Here is a 19,798-nt window from a genome sequence, read left to right on the forward strand (position 1 = left end):
TCCGTACATGCCGATGTCCGGGCGTTCAGCCCTGGCCGTCGCACCCACCGCTGTCACCACATGAGGTCACCCGTGGGTGAACCGAAACGGTCACCCGGGCGACCAGATCGGCGCACCCACGTCTTCCCCCACGACGGGGGTCGCCCCGCTGCACCGACGTCACGGTCATCCCGCGGTGTGCGCGCCTTCAGGAACCGTGCTCAGCCGAGAGACGTCACATCGCTGTGTCAGCCACCGCCGCGCCGGTCGAGGTTCTCTGATGGAACCGACACCTCAACGCGCGCCCCGATGGGTCCTGATCCTCCTCGTCCTCGCCGTAGCCGCAGTCGTGGCCGTCCTCAAGATGCCGCCCTGGTCCTTCCTCACCCGTGGAGACCTGACCTCCTGCGGCGAGGTCAGCCGCGACAGGACGGGAGAAGTACCCCGAGACGGCACCGCGTGCCTGCTGGCGGCGCAGACCAACGGCACCAGCGCCGAGCTGAAGGTGACCGACTACACCACCGAGGGCGACCCGATCTTCACGTACTACCGCGTGACGCCTGACCACAGCGGCATGGAGGTCTTCGTCGACAGCCGCGACGGCTACGGGAAGAAGGGTTGGGCGCACCTCGACTGCCCCCAGGCCCGCGCCGTACCCGACGTAAGGACCTGCCAGGACGCGTGACCAGCGCGGTCTCGTGGGGCGGGCAGTTCACGCCCGCCAGTGAGGAACCCACGGTCATCCCGCGAAGTGCGTGCCGTCGGGGCGGCCGGCACCTGCTCACTCCGCAACCGTCACCGACGTCTTCACAGATCGACTGCCACCGGAGTCCTGAGACACCACGTCCCGTCTGCGGCAGGATGACCGCACACGACGAAGGGGTGGTGCGGTGAGGCTGGGGTTCGAGAAGCACCCGGTGACGAACCTCAAGCAGGCGCTGACGGGCTTCGAGCGGTCCGGGTTCACGGTGCTGTGGCACCCGGACCGGGATTCCGTGCTGGTGGCCGCGCCCGGGACGAGCACGGCCGCGGTCCTGCTCGAGGTGCACGACGTCGAGCTGGAACTGGGCGCCGGCGGCGTCTACCTGCTCGACGACGTCGACGCCTTCGAACGCGAGCACCCCGACCGCGACTGGGTCGTGGAACCCTGCGACGGCCCGTTGGGGCGCTACGCCGCGCTGCGGACCAGGGCCGGCCTGCCGCAGCGGTTCCTGACCCTGGACCCCGCCGGCGGGGCACGGCGCTACTTCCTCGAGGGCTGAAGGCTCAGGGTCGCCGCCGGACACGCCGATGTCCACGACGTGGCGATCCCCGCGATGAGCGTCACGCCCCTGGTGGACCAGGTGCGTGCGCTCGAGCGCGCCCGCGGGTACGAACTGCTGGGCCAGGGCGAGGCCGCCGCGGCGATCGAGGCCGCGGCCGAGGCCGCGGGGGACCGCGTCGCCGCCGTCCGCGCCGCCCTCGTGCGGGCCGACGTCATCGGCACGACGGGCGACGTGGAGACCGCCGGCCTGATCGTGCAGAGCGCCGTCCGGGTCGCCGAGGAGACCGGCGACGACGAACTCCTCGCCCGCACCCACTTCCTGCGGTTCCAGCTGCACCTGCAGGCGGGAGACGTCGCCGAGTCCCGCTGGCACGCCATCCGCGCCGTCGAGGTCCTCCCCGCGGACGCCCCGGCCTGGCTGCGCGCCGAGCACCTCCTGGCGCTCACCGTCGTCCTCGACCGTGCCGTCGACTCCCACGAGGCCGTCATCGCGGAGGTCCTGGCGATCGCCGCGAGCGAGGATGACCCGGCGCTGGAACTCTTCGCGCTGAACAACACCGCCTGGGAGCACGCCGACGTCGGGCACGTCGACGAGGCCGTCCGGCTGGCCGCACGCATGCGCCGCGTCGCCACCGCCTCGGGGATCCCGCTGCGCATGGCCGACCTCGACACCGTTGCCACGGTCGAACTGCGGGCGGGGCGGTTCGAGGAGGCCTGGTCGGCCATCACCGAGGCGTTCCAGCCGGGATGTCCCGACAACGGCGCCGACCACGAACCCGTCGCGCGCCTCACGGCGTTCCGGATCCTCATCGGTCTCGAGCGGACCGAGGCGGCCTTCGGGCAACTCCAGACCGCCCGCACCCTGGCGACCGAGCGGCACCTGCCGGGGGTGCTCGCCGAGGTCGAGGAGGCGGACGCGACCTACCGCGCCACGACGGGCGACTGGGAGGGGGCCTACCGCGCGCACGTCCGTTTCCACCGGGAGCACGTGCGCTTGCAGGACCGTCAGAACGCCGCGCGAGCCCTGCTCGCCCAGGTGCAGTTCGACGCCTCCACCGCCCGACGCGATCGGGACAGGTTCCGCGCCCTCGCGCTCACGGACTCCCTCACGGGCCTGCCCAACCGTCGCGCCGTCGAGGAGCACGTCCGCGAGGTGCTCGACGGACCCGGCCCCGTCACCGTCGCCATCGTGGACCTCGACCACTTCAAGCGCGTCAACGACGAACGTTCCCACGACGCCGGTGACGCCGTCCTGCGTGAGCTGGGGGTCCTGCTGCGGCGCTACGTCGACGGTGCCCCGGGGAAGTTCTGCGCGCGCCTCGGCGGCGAGGAGTTCGTCGTCGTGTGGGAGGGGTGGTCCGTCAGCGCCGTCGAACTCTCGACGGAGGCGCTGCGGTCCGGGATCGAGCAGCACGACTGGTTCCCCTCCGCGGCAGGGATTCCCATCACGGTCAGCGTCGGTTTCGCCACGACCACCGCCGAGTCGCTGACGACCTGGTCCGACCTCGTGGCCCGTGCCGACGCCCGCCTCTACGAGGCCAAGCGCGCCGGACGCAATCGGGTCCTCGGGCCGCAGGGCCCACCCGCACCGCACGCTCGGGGCCCCGGTCGCTGAGTCCGGCGCGGGAGGTCTCAGGCCGGTGGCAGGCGGCGCCTCGGGAGCGGGCTCGAGTACACGACGTTCGTCGTGATGCCACCGAGCGTCGCCAACCGACCGGCGATCCGTTCCAGGTCCGGCATCGAGCGGGCGACGACCTTGACGATGAAGCAGTCCGCACCCGTCACGTGGTGCGCCTCGACGATCTCCGGGGTCGTGTCGACGACGTCGTGGAAGGGTTTGTAGTTGCCGGTCGGGTAGGCCAGTCGCACGAACGCCGTGATCGCGTACCCGAGGGCCTGCGGGTCGACGACCGCGCTGTAGCCCGTGACCACGCCTCCCTCGGTGAGGCGGCGCAGCCGTTCGGCGGTGGCGCTGGCGGAGAGGTTGATCGTCCGTGCCAGGTCGGCGACGGAGATCCGGCCGTCGAGCTGCAGCTGCTCGACGATGCGGTGGTCGGTGGCGTCGAGGTCGAGGGGCACCGCTCAGCGTCCCGTCAGCGCGACGTCGATGAGGGTCTCCGCGGCCGAGCGGGCATGTGCCGCGGCGACGGGGTCGCCGCTGATCGCCGCGGTCGTCTGCGCGCCCTCGGCGAGGAGGGCGAGTTGCGGTGCGAGCAGCGGCGGGGCGCCCAGCTCGTCGACGAGGTCGGCCACGTAGGCCTGGAAGGACGCCTTCTGCGCCCGCACCAGGTCGACGACCTCCGGGGAGACGCCGCCCAGCTCGCCGAAGGCGTTGATGAACCCGCAGCCGCGGAAGTCGTTGCCGCGGAACCACTCGTCGAGGAAGTCGTAGACGGCGAGCAGCCGCTCGCGTGGGGTCGTCGCGGTGGCGGCCGCCCCGGCGAGTCCGGCGTCCCAACTGCCGCTGCGGTGGTGCAGGACGGCGAGGAGGAGGGCGTCCTTCGACGGGAAGGCGGCGTAGATGCGCTTGAGCGGCACCCCGGACTCCGCGCGGACGGCGTCCATCCCGACGGCCTGCACGCCGCTGCGGTTGAACAGCCGGTCGGCGGCCTCCACGATGCGGTCGCGGTCTGCTGCGGTGTCGGTCGTCATCTCGTGCCTCCTGGGGGGTTGCGCTGAGAACCGTCGTTCTCTACTGTAGGGCCATCGCCAGAGAACGACCGTTCTCAATGGCTCGACCACAGGAGACGACCATGGGCACCATCACCGTCGGCCAGGAGAACTCGACCTCCATCGAGCTGTACTACGAGGACCACGGCACGGGGCAGCCGGTCGTCCTCATCCACGGCTACCCGCTCGACGGTTCCTCCTGGGAACGTCAGAGCCGCGAACTGCTCGACGCCGGGTACCGCGTCATCACCTACGACCGCCGCGGTTTCGGCCGGTCCTCCAAGGTGGGCACCGGCTACGACTACGACACCTTCGCGGCCGACCTGAACGCCGTCCTCACGACGCTGGACCTCAGCGACGTCGTCCTCGTCGGGTTCTCCATGGGGACCGGTGAACTCGCCCGCTACACCAAGCTCTTCGGCGCCGACCGCGTCGCGAAGTTCGCGTTCCTCGCCTCCGTCGAACCCGGCATGCTCGGCCAGGGGGTTCCGCAGTCGGTGTTCGACGACATCGCGGCCTCGGCGAAGAAGGACCGCTTCGCCTGGTTCTCCGACTTCTACGCGAACTTCTACAACCTCGACGAGAACCTCGGGTCGCGCATCTCCCAGCAGGCCGTGGACGCCAGCTGGAACACCGCCGCGGGCAGTGCCCCGGTCGCCGCCTACGCCGTCGTCCCCAGCTGGATCGAGGACTTCACCGCCGACGTCGCCGCGGTGCGCGCCAGCGGGAAGCCCGCCCTCATCGTCCACGGCACCGCGGACCGGATCCTGCCGATCGAGGCCACCGGCCGTCCGTTCCACGCCGCGTTCCCCGAGGCCGACTACCACGAGATCGACGGTGCGCCGCACGGGCTCGGCTGGACCCACGCCGAGGAGCTCAACGCGATCCTGCTGCCCTTCGTCCAGGCCTGAACCCAGTCTTGAACCCGACCTGACGTTCAGGGCAGGTCGCGGCCCAGCCAGTGGTGGGCGTACGGGTCGTCGTTGAAGGGTTCGACGTCGACGTAGCCGAGCCGGGCGTACATCGCCCGGGCCTCGACGAGGTCGTCGCGGGTGTCGAGGCGGATCCTCGTCCGTCCGCTCTGCGCGGCGAAACCCTCGAGGCGCCGGACGAGCCGGCTGCCGAGACCCCGTCCCCTGGCAGCGGGGGTGATCCAGACCCGGGTGAGTTCCGTGACGTCCGCGTCCACGTGGCGGAGCCCGCCGCAGCCGAGTTCCCGTGAGCCGTCACGGACCACGAACAGCGCGCCCGTCGGACCCGTGAGGTCGTGGCTGGGACCTTCCGCCATCGCCCGGCTCACCTCGGCGGGCGTCGCGGGATGCCCGTACCAGCGGGTGACGATGTCCTCGTAGTACGCCGTGAGGACGTCGTCCGCCTCGGTGGGGTGGGTCAGCACGAACTCGACCCGGGGACGCCGGTGCAGCACGACCTGGCCGGTGTCGGAGAACCCTGCGCCTCGGTAGAGCTCGACGAGTTCCGGGTCGCAGAACAGGCTGGTCGTCGCACCGTCCGGGAGCTCCGCGAGCAACGCGTCCAGGAGTTCCCGGACGAGACCGCGGCCGCGGAACTCCCGGTCGACGACGACGTCCTCGACGTACGCGCGGAACGCGCCGTCGGAGACCGCCCGGGCGAACCCCACCACCCGCCGGCCGGCCCGGGCCGCGACGGCGGGCCCGCGCTCCAGGACGTCACGCACGGCCGACGGGGTGCGCTCGGGCCACCACCCCTCGGCCGCGAAGAGGGCGAGCACCGCGGAGGGGTCGAGCGGTTCCTCCGCGTGGGTCGCGATGCGCCAGGACGTCGTCACGGGCTCAGTCCACCAGAGCCGCGAGCAGCGGGCGGCGGTGACGCAGCACCCAGTCCGCGCTGGCGGTGCGCCACGCCATCGCCCACAACGGCGCCGGATCGGTGCTGGTCGGGGTGACGTCGGCCTCCACGGCCTGGGTGTGGGCGTCCGCGACGATCACGGTGACCACGTGGTCCAGCAGCAGCTCCCGGTCCCCGCGGGCCAGGCCGTAGCCGTCGACGAGCAGCCGCAACCGTCGGGCGCGGTCGTCGACCGTCCCGAGCCCGTGGAGCTCGGCGACCTGGTCGCCCACGAGGTGCGCGTTGAGCCACGCCGCCTGCGCGAGTTCGACCAGGGGGTCGACCGGACCCGATGTCTCCCAGTCGATCAGCACCACCGGGAGGCCGTCCCTGGCGACGATGTTCCACGGTCCGGTGTCGCAGTGCCCCAGGACGCGGGGAGTCCGTCCGAGGTCCCGGCCGAACCAGGGTTGCCACTCCGCGTCGTGCGGGGGGACGAACGTCGCCGTCGCCTCGTGCAGCCGGCGGAGGAGTTCGCCGACCGCGGCGGCCCCGTCGTCGGACCAGGCGTGCGGGTGCACGAACCCGCCCGGGACGAACTCCACCGCCTCGCGCCCGTCGGCGGCGAAACCGTCGCCGACGAGGCGGGGAGAACCCTCGAACCCGACGTCCTCCAGGTGGCGCAGCAGGGCCGCGACGCTGCGCGACCACGGACGCGCCGGGCGCAGGACGACGTCACCCCGACGGGTGACGGTGCTGCGGCCACCACCGGTGAGGGCGGTCTCGTCGGGCGGGGTGCCGGTCACGGACCCACCGTGCAGCACGGCCCTGCCGTCGCGCACCCGGTTTCCCTCAGGTCAGTCGCGGTGCCCGGGGGTTCGGAACAACCCCACGTGGAGCGCGCCGGCGATCGCGGCGCCCGCCAGCGGGGCGAGGACGAAGAGCCAGAGCTGCGCCAGTGCCGGTCCTCCCGCGAAGAGGGCCGGACCGATGGAACGCGCCGGGTTCACCGAGGTGCCGGTGACGGGGATCGACACCAGGTGGATCAACGTCAGGGCCAGCCCGATCGCCACGGGGGCCAGGGACTTCGGTGCGCGGGGTGCGGTGGCGCCGAGGACGACCAGCACGAAGACGGCGGTGAGGACGACCTCGACCACGAGGGCCGCGAGCAGGGAGTACCCGGCCGGTGAACGCTCGCCGTAGCCGTTGGTGGCGAACCCCGAGGCCGCCGCGTCGAAACCCGGGCGCCCGGAGGCGACGGTGAACAGGACCGCCGCCCCGGTGACGGCGCCGACGACCTGCGCCAGCGCGTACCCCGGGAGGTCCCGCCACGGGAGGCGTCCCGCCACCGCGAGGCCGAGGCTGACGGCGGGGTTGAAGTGCCCACCGGACACCCCTCCGAACGCGGCGGCCATGACGAGCACCGTCAGCCCGAAGGCCAGGGCGATCCCCAGGTAGCCGATGCCCACGGCGGCGCCGTCCGTGGTCGTCGTCGAGGCGGCGAGGACGGCGGCCCCGCACCCGCCCAGGACGAGGACGAAGGTCCCGATCGCCTCCGCCGCCAGCTTCACGGCCGGCCTCGGTTTCTCGGCCGCGCCCGGGGTGTCAGCCGCCCGGGGTGCGCGCGCGGAGGCGCCGCGACGACTCGACGCGCTCACCGTCGGCCCCGCAGCAGACTCCGACGGCGCGCGGACGTGGCGCCGCCGCGTCGCGCCTCGAGGCGGCGGGCGAGGCGGCGGGCCCCGGAGGCCACGAGGGGTACGGCGACGGCGGTGAGCAGCCACCGCCGCAGGACGGTGTCGATCAGGAAGGGCACGGAGTTCTCCTCGGTGTGGTGGTGCAGCGCCGGGGTGGCGGGGCGGTCGTCAGCGGATCCGCTCGGCGGGGTCCTCGCCCCCGACGGGCAGGTGCAGGTCGCGGACGGTGACGTTGACCTCGGTCACCGTCAGGTCGGTCATCCGCCGGACGGCGGCGGCCACCTCGCGCCGCACCCCGGCGGCGACGTCGACGACGTCGCTGCCGTACTCCACGACGACGACGACGTCGACCACGGCCTGCGTCTCGCCGACCGTCGCGTGGACACCCGTCGTCAGGTCCGACCGGTTGCGGGGGGTGCGCTCGCGCACGGCGGCGGCGGCGCGGTCCGCGCTGCCGCCCAGGGCGAACACCCCTGGCACCTCGCGGGCGGCGATGCCGGCGATGGTGGCAACCACGTCGTCGGCCATCGTGGTGCTCCCCTCGGGGGTCGCGGCCCAACTGCTGGCGGTGTCCTGCGGCACGGGACCGTCCTCTCGGGCGTCGTCGACCCGGCCTGGGCGGACGGGTCAGGAAGAGACTTACACCGTAAGTTGAATGAGCGCCAGCCTGGGTGAGGCCCGTGCGACACCCGTCCGGACCGCTGCCGGCCCCGGGGAAGGCGCAACGGGAGCAGCGGTGCCAGGATCGGGGCGTGGCGGCAGACCCTGACGACGGTGGGCCCACCGGGGCGCAGCGGAGCGACGAACCCGATCCGGGCCACCTCCCCGACGTGGACGAGCTGGTGGTCGACGGGCAGGAACGGCCTTCCGACCGGGTCCCGCTCAGTCGTGAGCGCATCCTGTCCACGGCCCTGCACTCCATCGACGAGGAGGGCCTGGCCGCGCTGACGATGCGACGCCTCGGGGCGCGGCTCGGGGTCGAGGCGATGTCCCTCTACCGCTACGTCCCGGGCCGCGAGGCCCTCCTCGACGGGGTCGTCGACGCGCTGGTCGGCGAGCTCGACCACGACGCGGACGTCCTGCGGTCCCCCGAGCACGGGTGGCAGGACTTCCTGCAGCGGATGGCGCACGGTGTCCGGCGCATGGCCATCGCCCACCCCAAGGCCTTCCCCCTCATCGCCTCGACGCCCCCCGAGGCGCCGTGGCTGCGTCCGCCGCTGCGCAGCATCAGCTGGGTCGAGACGTTCCTCTCCGGGCTGGTGCAGCAGGGGTTCTCCGACGAGGAGGCCGTGGCGGCCTACCGGGCGTTCACCAGTTTCCTGCTGGGGAACCTGCTCCTGGAGGTGTCCCAGCGCGGCGGGGCGGTCGGGCCCCTGGACCTGGTGGACGAGGAGGAACCCGTCGGGGGCCTCGACGACGCGCCCATCGTGCGGCGCCTGGCCCGGAGGCTGGGGGAGGACCGGGCGTTGCAGGAGTTCGAGGAGTCGCTGGAGAGCCTCATCGACCGGATCTCCGCCCAGGTGCTCGGCGGCAGCGGCGCCTGAGTCCGGGTGCCGCGACTCCTCGGCCCCGCTCGCGCGGGAGACCTCCGCCGCTACCAGCGCAGCCCGAGCTGGTTCCCCAGCACCTCGTAGCCCAGGCTCCGCGCGACCCGGAGGGAGTCCGCCGGGCGGGCGCGCCACTGGCACAGCAGCCCGGCGGACTGCGCGTGCGCGCTCGCGCGGGCGGCGACGGTGCGGGCCAGGTGGCGCCCCCGCGCGCCGGCCCGGACGAGGACGCAGAGGTGGGCGACGTCGTTCGGCCAGAGTTCGTACCCCGCCGCGGCGAGGGTCTCGCCGTCCTCGACGACCAGGAACGCGGGAGAGTCGATCCCGGTCATCCCGCTCTCGCCCACGTCGTCGGCGGAACAGCCGCGCAGCAGGTTCTGCAGGGCATCGCCCGGGTCGGTGGGGTGGAGTTCCCCGGGCACGGTCGGGAGAGGTACGTCGCGGGCCAGGTACGCCAGCCGGGCCGGTCCGAGCACGGCAGGAGGGGACGGTCGGCCTCCGCGCAGGTGGTCGTCGAGAACCCGGGCTCCGTCGGCGTCGGGGGCGGTGGCCAGGACCCGGCCGGCGATCGTCACGATCCCGCACCAGCCGGCGGGGAAGACCACCGAACCCGGTGCGACCAGAGCGCGCGCCTCCTCGACCGGGGCGAAGCGGGCCCCCGGACCGGCGAGGTGTTCCCAGTGGCGGCGCACGACGTCGACCAGGGCTGAGTCCACCGGACCATCCTGCCCGCGACGTCTCCCTCCGCGGTGAGCACGTCGACCCCGTCTCCCGGCCGGTTCAAGACCGGGGCCGAACCTGCCGATCGGGCAGACGTGGCGGGAACCGGGTGCGGTCAGTGCGGCCGCGCCCTGGCCCCCACGGACCAGTGGTGCGGGCTCTGCTTCGCGCCCGCACCCGACGCCCGGTTCGCGGCCTCCCTGCAGACCCACCGCACCGATGACCCACCGCGGCTCGAGCGGCCCGCCTACCGGAAGTCGCGCTGGGCCGGGTCCTCGGTGACCTTCGGCCCGATCGGTCGGATCGTCCTCACGCTCGTGCTCGTCGCGATCACCGCGCTCCTCCTCTGGTCGGGCAGCCTCGTCGGCCTCGCGGCCTGGCTCGTCGTGGCCGTGCCCTGGGCGCTGCGCGACATCTGGCGCACGGTCCGCGTCCGTCGCTGAGGGGGTGACACACCCGTTCCCCGACGGCAGGCTGTGCGGGTGAACACCTCCACGACGCAGAGCGGTCGCCCGCGGTTGTCGGCGGTCGTGCTCGATTCCCCCGAACCCCCGGAACTCGCGACCTTCTACCAGCACCTGCTGGGGATGGAACCCGAGCAGTGGTCGCCGGACTGGATCGTGCTGCGCGCCCCCGACGGCGGGGTCGGGATCTCGTTCCAGCGCGAGACGGCCTACGTGCCGCCGCAATGGCCGCAGCGCCCCGGGGACCAGCAGGTGCAGGACCACCTCGACATCGCCGTCGACGACCTCGTCGCGGGCGTCGCGCACGCCGTCGCCGCAGGTGCGGAACTGTTCGAGTTCCAGCCGCAGGACACCGTCCGGGTGATGCGCGACCCGCACGGCCACGTCTTCTGCCTGTACCTCCCCGAGTGAGCGGGGAGACGCCGCCCCCGGGCCGGGACGTGGGCACGACGATGACGGTGCCCGCGGTGGAGCCGGCGGCGGGACCGTGGGCCCCGCTGGACCTGGGGGACCTCCTCCGCCGGGTCCTCGCCCCCGTGGCCCCCCGGAACGGGCCGGTCGTGCTGGCCGTCGACGGTCGTGGGGCGTCGGGGAAGTCGACGCTGACCGACCGGCTCGTCACCCGGGCCGTGGCCGAGGGGTTGCGGGCGGGTGCGGTCCACACCGACGACGTCGCCTGGAACCACTCCTTCTTCGACTGGGCCGACCTGCTGCGCGACGGGGTCCTGGTCCCCGCCCGCCGCGGGGAGGGCGTCCGCTACCGCCCACCGGCCTGGCCCGTGCACGGCCGTGACGGCGCCGTCGAGGTGCCCCAGGGGACCGACCTGCTCGTCGTCGAAGGGGTGGGCGCCGGTCGGCGGGAACTGTCGGAGTTCCTCGACGTCGTGGTGTGGGTGCAGTCGGACTTCGCGCAGGCGGAACGTCGGGGGATCGCCCGCGACACCGCGTCGGGGGTCAACGGGGACGAGGCGGGGACGATCGCGTTCTGGCACCAGTGGATGGACGAGGAACTCCGGTTCCTCGCGGCGGACCGCCCGTGGGAGCGTGCCGACGTCGTCGTCGCGGGGACGCCGGTGATCCCGTTGCGGCCCCACGAGGTCGCGGTCAGCGTCCCTGGTCGGGCAGGGACGGCCACCGGTCCGCCGCCCACGCCGACCACGTGAGGAACCCGGCGGGCGGCCCGTTCGTGGTCGTGGCGAGTTCCTCCGCCGTCGGCACCTCGAACAGCGTGCGCCAGTGGTCGAGTTCCCCACGGGTCATCGCGAACGTGTCACCGGGGGCCTCGACCTGGCGCCTGCTCACCCGCTCCCACTGAGTCGTGGGATCGACGTCCAGGAACTCCACCACGCACTCCGCGCCCACGGCGGCGAACAGGTGGCGCAGGGCGTCACGTTCCGCGCGGGACCAGAACCCGAAGTCGAGGACCACGTCGACCCCGAGTTCCGCGGCCCGCAGTCCCGCCCAGATCAGCCGACCTTCGAGGGTGTCGCGTTGACGGGTCCCGTTCTCGCCGGCGAACAACGGCAGCATCCACTCGTCGAGGCTGAAGCGCAGTGCCCCCTCCGCCTCGAGCTGGCGGGCGCGGGTCGTCTTCCCGCTACCGGGCAACCCGACCATGAGGACGACGGTCACTCCCCGGGCAGCCACGACACCCCCGTCCCCGCCCGGTGTCAGCAGGAACCGCCGTCCCCGCCGCCGGAGGAGCCGCCGCCGGAGGAGCCGCCGCCGGAGGAGCCGCCGTCGAAGGAGCCGCCGCAGTCCCCGGACGAGGAACCGCCGTCCCAGGAACCCGACGAGCCACCGCCGTCGCTCCCGCCCGGGAACGAGGGGTGGGAGGACCCGCCCGACCGGCCGGTACCGGTCAGCGAGCGCCAGAGGGAGACGCCGCCCAGGACGACGAAGCAGACGACGAACAGGACCACCAGACCGGTCACGCTGCACCACCTCTCTGCGGAGCGGGGTCGCTCACGCCGCTTGGAGGTGGGCCGACGCCGATCGGTTCCCTGGGCGACCGGTGCTCCTGCGTCCTGGTCGGGCTCGCCCCCCCGCCTGGGAACCGGTCCGGGTCAGGATGTCGTGAGCATGGTCCAGACCTTGGTGATCACGCCGTCCGCCACGAGGACGATGTCCACTCCGCGCACCACCGGGGCCTCGCCCTCGGGCCCGAACTGCCACGCGAGGTGGCCCAGGTCCTGCACGACCTGCACCTCGCCGCCGGGACTGAAGACGAAGGACGGCGATGCGTCGAGCAGTCGCTGCGCCTTGTCGTTCAGCGCCCGGTGACCCACCACCGACTCCTCCGGGTCGGCGAAGACGACGTCCGGGGCGTAGACGCGGACGACGCTCGCCCAGCGCCGCTCGGGGTCCCGCTCGCCGAAGACCTGCATCAGGTTGGCGTGCACGAGTTCTTCGACGGTCATGGCTCTCCTCGGTCGACGGTCGGTGTCCGGGCTGTCCCCAGCGGGGTCTTCGGGGTCCACCATGCCCTGGACCGCGGTGTCCGCGCACCCGCCGGACGACGGAGCCGGAACGCCGAACGCCCCCCGCCGCTGGGTGCGGCAGGGGGCGTTCGTCAGGGAGGTGTCAGCTCACGCGGGCGGTCTCGGCGGCTGCGACCTCGGTCTCGGCGACCTTGGCGCTGGTGGACTTCAGCGAGTAGGTCGGGATCTCCAGACCCAGGGCCGCGCAGACGTTGTGGAAGACCTCGGTGTTGTCGAGGAGCTTCGAGAACCGCTGCGCACCGGGGCCCGAGGCGCCGATGAAGACGTCCTCGACGGTGTGGACGCAGTTCGTGTCCTCCATCGGCAGGTTGCCGATCTGGACGACGGCGCCCGGGTCGCGGGCCGGGTTCGGGAACGCGAGGCCGGTGGCCGCGTCCTCCAGCGCCGGCTGGGCCAGGACGGCGTTGTGCGCGAAGTCGTCCGGGTGGTCGGGGTGGTTGGACCAGCCGAAGAACAACTGCACGTCGGGGTTCGGGTCGTCGGGGAACCCGTCACCGTTGGAGTCGACGTAGGTGGGGAACCCGGCGTCGGCGTAGACGCCGTTCTGCTGGCGCGCGGGCGACCCCTCCTTGGAGAGGGTGTGCGTGCCGGCGATGCTCATGGCGTGGTTGTGGTCGGCGGTCACGACGATCAGGGTGTCGTCGCGGTCCTTCGCCCACTCCTTGGCGATGCCGACGGCCTGGTCGAGCTCGATCGCGTCGTACACGGCGCGGGGGCCGTCGAGCGGGTGCTCGGACTTGTCGATCGAGGCGCCCTCGACCATCAGGAAGAAGCCCTTGTCGTTCTTCTCGAGGACCTTCAGGGCGGCCTTGGTCATCTCGACCAGACCGGGCTGGTCGTCGAACTCGCCGAGGACGGCGGGGTTCGGGGTGACCTGGCGGTCGATGTAGACGTTCAGGTTGCCGGTGTGGAAGGAACCCAGCAGCTTGTCCGGGGTGCCGGCGGCCATCACCGCGGAGAGTTCGGTGCGGGTCGCCGCGTAGGCGAAACCCTTGTCCTTGAACTCCTCGATGAGGTTGCGCTCGTCGGTGCGCTTGGACCCCGGCTGCGACATCGGCAGGAACGTCGCGCGGCCGCCACCCATGTACACGTCGGGCATCTGACCGGGCTCGAGGGCCTGGTCCATGATGCTCGCGTACTCGGAACGGCGACGGGTGTGCGCGAAGACCGCGGCGGGAGTGGCGTCCTGGACCTCGGCGGTGGTGACGATGCCGATCGACATGTCCCGCGACCGCTTGAGGACCTCGGCCATGGTCTCGACGTGCGGGCTGGCGGTCGGGTCCTCGGAGTTGCCCGGGTAGACGCCCATGGCGTTGACGGCCGACTTGTGGCCGGTCATGTACGCGGACATCGAGTTCGCGGAGTCGGTCGCGATCGAGTCGCAGCCGGAGGTGGTGACGTTCCCGCGGAAGTCGAGGGTGTCCATCTCCAGGAGGGAGTCGTACTTGCCCTCGGTGATGCCCTTGGACAGGATCCGGGCGCCGGTGATGGCGGCCTGGCCCATGCCGTCACCGAGGAAGAAGATGACGTTCTTCGCGGTCTTGGCGTCGGTCTTCGACAGCACGACCTCGTGCTTCACCTCCTGCGAGGCGGAGCCGGCGGAGGAGGTGACGGCCGCGGCGATCGTGTAGCTGCCGGCGGCGGGGTAGACCAGGTCCTTGAACGTGACCTCGACGGAGTCCGGGGCGGAACTCGTGCGCAGCGGTGCGGGGGCGAGCAGCGGCGCGGGGCCGCTGCCGTCGCTGACCTTGATGACGATCTTCGTGGTCTCGGGGTCGACCCCGGTGGCCTCGATGCGCAGGTCGAACTTCGCGCCCGCCTGGAACTTCGCGCGGTCGATCGGGAGGACCTTGACGGCGCTGCCGGTGCCCGAGCTGAGCGCGATGCGGCGGAACGTGGTCGTGTAGTGCGCGTCCTTGACGTTCAGCTGCGCGGGGACGTAGGCGGGGGCGGCGGACGCGGCGGACGCGTCGACGAGACCCTTGCCGAAGACGACGGCGGTGGCGAGGCCGCCCGTGCCGAGCAGGCCTCGACGGGTGAAGAATCCGCGACGGTCCTGCGAACCGTCGTCGTTCGTGCTGGACTGGGTGTCGGACACCGGGTACCTCTCGTTCGAACCTCCGACGCGATCGGCGCCGGCTCACGGGCAGGCACAACGTGGCAGTGCCCGTGGAACTGGCCGAGAACGCCAGACGAACAGGCGGTGCACAGCACCGTCACCCTGGTCCTCGTCGCGCCGGGCGCCCTCAGGCCAGCAGGTGGTCCATCCGGAAACCCAGCAGTTCCCGCAGCACGATCGACGTCGAGGTCCGGCGGATCCCGCGGCACCGCATGATGCGCTGGGTGATGTCGTAGACGTGGTCGGCGTCGCGCGCGGCGATCTGGATCATGAGGTCGGAGTCGCCCGAGATGCCGAGGCACTCGACGACCTCGGGGATGCCGGACATGTCCTCGACCATCCCCTCGAACTCGTCCTGGTCGACACCCGCTGTGACCAGCGCCCGCATCGGCAACCCCAGCCGCGCGGGGTCCAGCCGGGTGGAGTTCCGTCGCAGGCTGCCGTCGGAGGCGAGCCGCTCGAGCCGGCTGTGCACGGTGCCCCGCGCGAGGCCGAGGGTCATGGCGAGCTGGGCCACGGTGGCGCGGGGATCGGTGTCGAGGGCGACGAGGATGCGTCGGTCCGTGTCGTCCAGGGTGGTCACGTCGACCAGTCTAGGGGGAGGTAGCCGCCCGGGACTGGTCGGAACGACCAGTGGCGCGGGAGTCGGTTGCACGATCCGCCCGGTTGGCGTGTCATGCGGACATGACCACGACGATCAGCGTGGGCGGCTACCTCGCCCGCCGGCTCGAGCAGCTCGGCATCGGACACCTCTTCGGGCTGCCCGGTGACTTCAACCTCGCCCTGCTCGACGAACTGCTTGCCGCGGGCGGGTTGCGCTGGGTCGGGTCGGCCAACGAGCTGAACGCCGGCTACACCGCCGACGGTTACGCACGGTTGCGACGCGGGCCGTCGGCGATGGTCACGACGTTCGGGGTCGGGGAACTGTCCGCCGTCAACGCCCTCGCCGGGAGCTACGCCGAGGACGTCCCCGTCGTGCACGTCGTGGGCCTGCCCCCGACGAGGGCGATGAGCGACGGTGCGCTGCTGCACCACTCCCTCGCGGACGGCGACTTCGGGCACTTCGTGCGCATCGCCGCGGAGGTGACGGCGTCCGCCGTCGTCGTGCGGTCGCAGGGGGCGGCCACCGCCATCGACCAGGCGCTGCTCACCGCGGTCGGCACCTCCAAACCCGTCTACCTCGGGGTCCCCGCCGACGTCGCCGTGCAGCAGGTCTCGGCCGCTCCGCTGTCGCGGCCGTTGCGGGTCCTGCGCAGCGACGCCGGGGCGGTCGAGGAGTTCCGCACCGCGATCGGCGAGTTCCTCGGGGACTCCCCGGAGGTGACGGTGCTGGCGGGGCCGCGGTTGCACCGCCGTCGCCTCGAGGAGCTGGTCCGGGGGATCGCCGCGCAGAACGGGGTCCGGGTCGCGACGCAGTCGGCGTCGAAGGCGCTGCTCGACGAGTCCCACCCGGCGAACCTCGGGGTCTACGCCGGGAAGTTCACCCGGTCCGCCGACACCCGCCGCTTCGTCGACACGGCGCACCCGCTGGTCCTCGCCGGGGTGGTGATGACGGACTTCCTCACCGGCTCCTTCAGCCACGGCTTCGACCCCGACGCGGCGATCGACCTGCAGCTCGACCACGCCCGCATCGCCGGGACGGCGTTCTACGGGGTGTACCTCGAGGAGTCGCTGCGCATCCTCGAGGAGGTGCTCGACGCGCGGTCCCCGCGCCCCGAACCCCTTCCCCGCCAGCAGGTCCCGGCCCTCGAGCGGCACGTCCCCGCCGAACCCGACGGGCCGCTGACCCACGCCGACCTGTGGCCCCTGCTGCAGCAGTGGCTGAACCCGGGGACGCTGCTCGTCGCCGAGGCGGGGACGTCGTTCTACGGGGCGCTGGAGCTCACGACCCCCGACAGCTGCGACCTGCTGGGGCAGCCGGTCTGGTCCTCCATCGGGTACACGCTGCCCGCCACCCTCGGCGCGATGCTCGCCCAGCCGGGACGCGAGACCGTCCTGGTCATCGGTGACGGTTCGGCGCAGCTGACGATCCAGGAACTCGGCCGGATCCTCGCCGAGGGGCTCACCCCCACGATCCTGCTCGTCAACAACTCCGGGTACACCGTCGAACGGGCGATCCGCAGCCCCGAGGCCGCCTACCAGGAGGTCGTCGCGTGGGACTGGACCAAGCTGCCCGCCGCGCTGGGCTCGCCGGGAACCCCGACCCACCGGGTCGCCACCCCCGCCGACCTGGTGGAGACGCTCGAGAAGGTCCGCGCGGATCCCGACCACGCGGCGTTCGTCGAGCTGGTCCTGCCGCGCGACGACGCCCCGGACTCCCTCGTCCAGCTGGCCCGGAGCATCCGCTGACTCAGTGCGCCGGGAAACCGGCGAGTACCTGCAGGAACTGCCCGTAGGTCCCCTGCGCCTCGGCGAAGCGGAACGGCTTCGCCTCCTCCACGACGACCTGCTCGACGTCGGGCTCCTCGCGCAGGATCGCCATGACCCCGTCGAGGAAGGCCGGCAACGGCATCGCCCGGTCGTCGTCCTGCTGGCCACCGAACTCCGTCCGGACGGCCGGCGGGACGATCTCGACGACGTCGATCCCGCTGCCCGCGAGCTGCACGCGCTGCGTCTCGGAGTAGGAGTGGATCGCGGCCTTGGTGGCGCTGTAGGTGGGGGAGGCCGGGAGCGGGACGAAACCCAGCCCGGAGCCCACGTTGACCACCGTGCCCCCGCCCCGGGTCGCGAAGAACGGCACGAACAGCGACGACATCCGCAGGGGACCGATGAGGTTCGTGGTGATGACGTCGATCGCCGCGTCGAGGCTCTCGCCCGTGCGGAGGTCCTCGTAGAGCGCGATGCCGGCGTTGTTGACGAGGACGTCGACGTCGGGGAAGCGGGTGGTCACGTCGTCGAAGGCGGCCCGGACCGAGGCGGGGTCGGTCACGTCGAGCTCGACGGCGGCCAGCCCCGGGTGGTCCTGGACGATCTGGTCGAGGAGGGCCGTGCGGCGACCCGCGACGACGACGGTGTTGCCCTCGGCCTGCAGCCGCTGGGCGAGGCCCAGGCCGATGCCCGCGGTGCCGCCGGTGATGAGGACGGTGCGTCCGGTGATCTTCATGTCCCCACCCTGCGTCCACGGATCCCGTGGCGGGAGAGACCCGGTCATCCAGGGATCGGCGGTCCCTGGCTGAGCCGCGGCCGCGGAGCGAGGATGGTGGTGTGGACCGACCCGGACTCGCCGACTTCCTGCGCCGCCGCCGCGAGGCGCTGCGACCCGGCGAGGTCGGACTGCCGCCCGGTGTCCGGCGCCGCGCGCCGGGGTTGCGGCGGGAGGAGGTCGCCGCGTTGGCCGGCATGTCCACCGACTACTACGCCCGCATCGAGCAGCAGCGCGGCCCGCAGCCCTCGGACCAGGTGGTGGCCGCGATCGCCCGGGCGCTGCGCTTCGACCTCGACGAGCGCGACCACCTGTTCCGCCTCGCCGGGCACCGGCCGCCCGTGCGGTTGCGCCGCGAGGAGCACATCGCCCCCGGGTTGATGCGGGTGCTGGACCGCCTCGACGACACCCCGGCGATGATCGTCTCCGACCTGGCCGAGACCCTGGTGCAGAACCGGCTCGCCATCGCCCTCCTCGGCGACCAGCGCCACCACGCAGGACCGGCGCGCAGCCAGTTCCACCGGTGGTTCACGGATCCGGAGGAACGCACGCACTACCCGGAGGACGACCACGAACGGCAGACCCGGCTGCAGGCCGCCGGGTTGAGGGCGGCGTTGTCCCTGTCGTCGGACGCCCGGGCGCGCGAGGTCCTCGAGGACCTCCTGCGGCGCAGCGCGGAGTTCCGCGAGGTCTGGGAACGCCACGAGGTGGAGGAGAAGACGGGAACCCGGAAACGTCTCGTCCACCCGCAGCTGGGGGTCCTCGAGGTCGACTGCCAGAGCCTGTGGACCGAGAACCGTGCGCAGGCCCTGCTGGTGTTCACCGGCGTCCCCGGCACGGAGGCGCAGGAGAAGCTCGACCTGCTGCAGGTCATCGGGACGCAGCAGTTCGCCCGGTGACCCCCCGGCGGACCCGCAGCCACAGGTGGTGCTGCACCCGCAGCGTCACCACCGCGGCCAGCAGGATGCAGGCGAGGTTCAGCACGAGTTGCCCCAGCGCGCCGAGCGCCGTCCCGTACTGACCGGTCACGACGCCCGCGGCGAAGTCGGCCGCGGCGGGAACCGTCGTCACGCTGATGAACACCCCCACCAGCGGTCCCGCCTTCGCCGACGTCAGGGACAGGGTCCCCGCGATCCCCGCCAGCACGGCGACGATGACGCTGAACGCGTCCGGGGAGGCGACGAACGACGTGAGCGGCCGGCGCCCGTCGAGGAACTCCTGCGGCACCAGCCCGACGAGTCCGAGCACGAACACCGCGGCCGCCGTGACCACCACGGCCAGCGGGAAACCCAGCGCGAGGGCCCGCACCGGACCCGCGACGAGGTCCCGACGGCGCCGCACGATCGCCACGGCCAGGGCCGCGAGCGGGCCGAACTCCGGACCGAGGACCATCGCCCCGACGATGAGCACCTGCGAATCGGTCAGCAGGCCGACCGCGGCGATCAGCGTGGCGAGCACCAGGAACGCGTAGTACGAGGCGGAGCCGGTGGCCCCGCCGTCGGCGGCGTTCTCGACCTGCTCCCAGATGAGGGCGTCGTCACCCGCGCCGGGCGCCGCCTCCTCGGCCTCCTGGATGCGGCGGCCGAGGGCCGTGTCGACGGTCTCGAGCACGATCGACCCGGACTCCTCCAGGCCCAGCGCCTGCAACCCGTCGACCACGGCGTCCACCGCCTCGCGGGCGACGTCGGCCTCCAGCAGGTCACCGGGTGGGAGCAGGCAGGCGCCGACGTGCCGGACGACGTTGGTCACCCCCGCGTCGGCGCGCAGGACCTCGAGGGCCGCGGATGTGGTGGCCGGCGGGCAGATCAGCCGCAGGTGGAGGACGCTCACCCCGCCATGCTGCCGCAGGTGCCCGGCTTGACCCCGGAGACCGGGTGGGAGAACCTCGG

25 protein-coding genes are annotated in these 19,798 nt (G+C 72.7%); 10 read left to right on the top strand and 15 right to left on the bottom strand.

Features of this window, described 5'->3' with window-relative positions:
* The first annotated feature begins 259 nt into the window (after positions 1–259).
* From ACFQ46_RS03850 to ACFQ46_RS03860, 3 genes are all read left to right on the top strand, one after another.
* Complete coding sequence (locus tag ACFQ46_RS03850) at positions 260–664, top strand: hypothetical protein (RefSeq protein ID WP_380257358.1); 405 nt, start codon at positions 260–262, stop codon at positions 662–664.
* Positions 665–869: 205 nt separating this feature from the next.
* Complete coding sequence (locus ACFQ46_RS03855; RefSeq protein ID WP_380257360.1) at positions 870–1,241, top strand: hypothetical protein; 372 nt, start codon at positions 870–872, stop codon at positions 1,239–1,241.
* 54 nt (positions 1,242–1,295) lie between these two features.
* Positions 1,296–2,858 carry a diguanylate cyclase gene (locus ACFQ46_RS03860; RefSeq protein ID WP_380257362.1) on the top strand — a complete coding sequence of 521 codons (1,563 nt, stop codon included), beginning with the start codon at positions 1,296–1,298 and terminating at the stop codon, positions 2,856–2,858.
* A 17-nt stretch (positions 2,859–2,875) separates the two neighbouring features.
* Here ACFQ46_RS03860 and ACFQ46_RS03865 read toward each other — a convergent pair whose 3' ends face one another.
* Together ACFQ46_RS03865 and ACFQ46_RS03870 are read right to left on the bottom strand one after the other, a co-directional pair.
* Positions 2,876–3,322 carry an Lrp/AsnC family transcriptional regulator gene (locus ACFQ46_RS03865; protein WP_380257364.1) on the bottom strand — a complete coding sequence of 149 codons (447 nt, stop codon included), beginning with the start codon at positions 3,320–3,322 and terminating at the stop codon, positions 2,876–2,878.
* Between the two features lie 3 nt (positions 3,323–3,325).
* Positions 3,326–3,895, bottom strand: a complete 570-nt coding sequence (locus ACFQ46_RS03870; protein WP_380257366.1) for a TetR/AcrR family transcriptional regulator — start codon at positions 3,893–3,895, stop codon at positions 3,326–3,328.
* 101 nt (positions 3,896–3,996) lie between these two features.
* Between ACFQ46_RS03870 and ACFQ46_RS03875 the strand changes: the two genes are divergently transcribed.
* Complete coding sequence (locus ACFQ46_RS03875; protein ID WP_380257368.1) at positions 3,997–4,824, top strand: alpha/beta fold hydrolase; 828 nt, start codon at positions 3,997–3,999, stop codon at positions 4,822–4,824.
* Between the two features lie 26 nt (positions 4,825–4,850).
* On the opposite strand, the gene ACFQ46_RS03880 is transcribed toward ACFQ46_RS03875, so the two are convergent.
* The 5 genes from ACFQ46_RS03880 to ACFQ46_RS03900 form a co-directional block, all read right to left on the bottom strand.
* Complete coding sequence (locus ACFQ46_RS03880) at positions 4,851–5,720, bottom strand: GNAT family N-acetyltransferase (protein WP_380257370.1); 870 nt, start codon at positions 5,718–5,720, stop codon at positions 4,851–4,853.
* A 4-nt stretch (positions 5,721–5,724) separates the two neighbouring features.
* Entirely contained in the window at positions 5,725–6,525 is an 801-nt protein-coding gene (locus ACFQ46_RS03885; RefSeq protein ID WP_380257372.1) for a phosphotransferase, read from the bottom strand.
* A gap of 51 nt (positions 6,526–6,576) precedes the next feature.
* On the bottom strand, positions 6,577–7,290 hold the full coding sequence (gene aqpZ / locus ACFQ46_RS03890; protein ID WP_380257374.1) for an aquaporin Z: 714 nt from the start codon (positions 7,288–7,290) through the stop codon (positions 6,577–6,579).
* 83 nt (positions 7,291–7,373) lie between these two features.
* Positions 7,374–7,535: a hypothetical protein gene (locus tag ACFQ46_RS03895; RefSeq protein WP_380257376.1), complete on the bottom strand. Its 162-nt coding sequence runs from the start codon at positions 7,533–7,535 to the stop codon at positions 7,374–7,376.
* Positions 7,536–7,584: 49 nt separating this feature from the next.
* Positions 7,585–7,998, bottom strand: coding sequence for an Asp23/Gls24 family envelope stress response protein (locus tag ACFQ46_RS03900; protein ID WP_380257378.1), 414 nt, complete (start codon positions 7,996–7,998; stop codon positions 7,585–7,587).
* Between the two features lie 170 nt (positions 7,999–8,168).
* Here ACFQ46_RS03900 and ACFQ46_RS03905 point away from each other — a divergent pair, with 170 nt between their 5' ends.
* Entirely contained in the window at positions 8,169–8,960 is a 792-nt protein-coding gene (locus ACFQ46_RS03905) for a TetR/AcrR family transcriptional regulator C-terminal domain-containing protein (RefSeq protein ID WP_380257380.1), read from the top strand.
* A gap of 50 nt (positions 8,961–9,010) precedes the next feature.
* Here the strand turns inward: ACFQ46_RS03905 and ACFQ46_RS03910 are convergent, their stop codons facing one another.
* The gene (locus ACFQ46_RS03910; protein ID WP_380257382.1) at positions 9,011–9,679 is read right to left on the bottom strand and encodes a GNAT family N-acetyltransferase; all 669 of its coding nucleotides are present in this window, start codon (positions 9,677–9,679) and stop codon (positions 9,011–9,013) included.
* A 99-nt stretch (positions 9,680–9,778) separates the two neighbouring features.
* On the opposite strand from ACFQ46_RS03910, the gene ACFQ46_RS03915 reads away from it, so the two are divergent.
* The 3 genes from ACFQ46_RS03915 to ACFQ46_RS03925 are packed head-to-tail and all read left to right on the top strand — an operon-like array spanning position 9,779 to position 11,310.
* Positions 9,779–10,126: a hypothetical protein gene (locus tag ACFQ46_RS03915; RefSeq protein ID WP_380257384.1), complete on the top strand. Its 348-nt coding sequence runs from the start codon at positions 9,779–9,781 to the stop codon at positions 10,124–10,126.
* A gap of 39 nt (positions 10,127–10,165) precedes the next feature.
* A complete protein-coding gene (locus ACFQ46_RS03920) occupies positions 10,166–10,558 on the top strand; it encodes a VOC family protein (protein WP_380257386.1) in 393 nt (130 codons plus the stop codon).
* Complete coding sequence (locus ACFQ46_RS03925; protein WP_380257388.1) at positions 10,555–11,310, top strand: uridine kinase; 756 nt, start codon at positions 10,555–10,557, stop codon at positions 11,308–11,310. Before ACFQ46_RS03920 ends, ACFQ46_RS03925 begins: the two co-directional genes overlap by 4 nt.
* On the opposite strand, the gene ACFQ46_RS03930 is transcribed toward ACFQ46_RS03925, so the two are convergent.
* From ACFQ46_RS03930 to ACFQ46_RS03950, 5 genes are all read right to left on the bottom strand, one after another.
* Positions 11,252–11,794 carry an AAA family ATPase gene (locus tag ACFQ46_RS03930; RefSeq protein ID WP_380257390.1) on the bottom strand — a complete coding sequence of 181 codons (543 nt, stop codon included), beginning with the start codon at positions 11,792–11,794 and terminating at the stop codon, positions 11,252–11,254. The two genes, ACFQ46_RS03925 and ACFQ46_RS03930, sit on opposite strands and share 59 nt — an antisense overlap.
* A 23-nt stretch (positions 11,795–11,817) precedes the next feature.
* Positions 11,818–12,081: a hypothetical protein gene (locus ACFQ46_RS03935; protein ID WP_380257392.1), complete on the bottom strand. Its 264-nt coding sequence runs from the start codon at positions 12,079–12,081 to the stop codon at positions 11,818–11,820.
* A 132-nt stretch (positions 12,082–12,213) separates the two neighbouring features.
* On the bottom strand, positions 12,214–12,567 hold the full coding sequence (locus ACFQ46_RS03940; RefSeq protein WP_380257394.1) for a nuclear transport factor 2 family protein: 354 nt from the start codon (positions 12,565–12,567) through the stop codon (positions 12,214–12,216).
* A gap of 163 nt (positions 12,568–12,730) precedes the next feature.
* A complete protein-coding gene (locus tag ACFQ46_RS03945; RefSeq protein ID WP_380257396.1) occupies positions 12,731–14,746 on the bottom strand; it encodes an alkaline phosphatase in 2,016 nt (671 codons plus the stop codon).
* A gap of 148 nt (positions 14,747–14,894) precedes the next feature.
* Positions 14,895–15,350, bottom strand: a complete 456-nt coding sequence (locus tag ACFQ46_RS03950) for an Lrp/AsnC family transcriptional regulator (RefSeq protein ID WP_380257398.1) — start codon at positions 15,348–15,350, stop codon at positions 14,895–14,897.
* A gap of 101 nt (positions 15,351–15,451) precedes the next feature.
* On the opposite strand from ACFQ46_RS03950, the gene ACFQ46_RS03955 reads away from it, so the two are divergent.
* A complete protein-coding gene (locus tag ACFQ46_RS03955) occupies positions 15,452–17,116 on the top strand; it encodes an alpha-keto acid decarboxylase family protein (protein WP_380257400.1) in 1,665 nt (554 codons plus the stop codon).
* A 1-nt stretch (position 17,117) separates the two neighbouring features.
* On the opposite strand, the gene ACFQ46_RS03960 is transcribed toward ACFQ46_RS03955, so the two are convergent.
* A complete protein-coding gene (locus ACFQ46_RS03960; RefSeq protein WP_380257402.1) occupies positions 17,118–17,870 on the bottom strand; it encodes an SDR family oxidoreductase in 753 nt (250 codons plus the stop codon).
* Between the two features lie 101 nt (positions 17,871–17,971).
* Between ACFQ46_RS03960 and ACFQ46_RS03965 the strand changes: the two genes are divergently transcribed.
* On the top strand, positions 17,972–18,808 hold the full coding sequence (locus ACFQ46_RS03965; protein WP_328294081.1) for a helix-turn-helix transcriptional regulator: 837 nt from the start codon (positions 17,972–17,974) through the stop codon (positions 18,806–18,808).
* On the opposite strand, the gene ACFQ46_RS03970 is transcribed toward ACFQ46_RS03965, so the two are convergent.
* Positions 18,780–19,739 (bottom strand): DUF389 domain-containing protein, encoded by a 960-nt coding sequence (locus tag ACFQ46_RS03970; RefSeq protein WP_380257404.1) that lies wholly within the window; start codon positions 19,737–19,739, stop codon positions 18,780–18,782. The two genes, ACFQ46_RS03965 and ACFQ46_RS03970, sit on opposite strands and share 29 nt — an antisense overlap.
* Positions 19,740–19,798: the final 59 nt, after the last annotated feature.

It is taken from the genome of Kineococcus sp. GCM10028916 (assembly GCF_042674865.1).
Taxonomy (GTDB): Bacteria; Actinomycetota; Actinomycetes; order Actinomycetales; family Kineococcaceae; genus Kineococcus.

What these genes read in the sequence shown, in the direction of transcription:
- ACFQ46_RS03850 (WP_380257358.1), top strand. Translation starts at nt 260, where the DNA reads ATGGAACCGACACCTCAACGCGCGCCCCGATGGGTCCTGATCCTCCTC.
- ACFQ46_RS03860 (WP_380257362.1), top strand. Translation starts at nt 1,296, where the DNA reads ATGAGCGTCACGCCCCTGGTGGACCAGGTGCGTGCGCTCGAGCGCGCC.
- ACFQ46_RS03870 (WP_380257366.1), bottom strand. Translation starts at nt 3,895, where the DNA reads ATGACGACCGACACCGCAGCAGACCGCGACCGCATCGTGGAGGCCGCC.
- ACFQ46_RS03875 (WP_380257368.1), top strand. Translation starts at nt 3,997, where the DNA reads ATGGGCACCATCACCGTCGGCCAGGAGAACTCGACCTCCATCGAGCTG.
- ACFQ46_RS03940 (WP_380257394.1), bottom strand. Translation starts at nt 12,567, where the DNA reads ATGACCGTCGAAGAACTCGTGCACGCCAACCTGATGCAGGTCTTCGGC.
- ACFQ46_RS03955 (WP_380257400.1), top strand. Translation starts at nt 15,452, where the DNA reads ATGACCACGACGATCAGCGTGGGCGGCTACCTCGCCCGCCGGCTCGAG.
- ACFQ46_RS03960 (WP_380257402.1), bottom strand. Translation starts at nt 17,870, where the DNA reads ATGAAGATCACCGGACGCACCGTCCTCATCACCGGCGGCACCGCGGGC.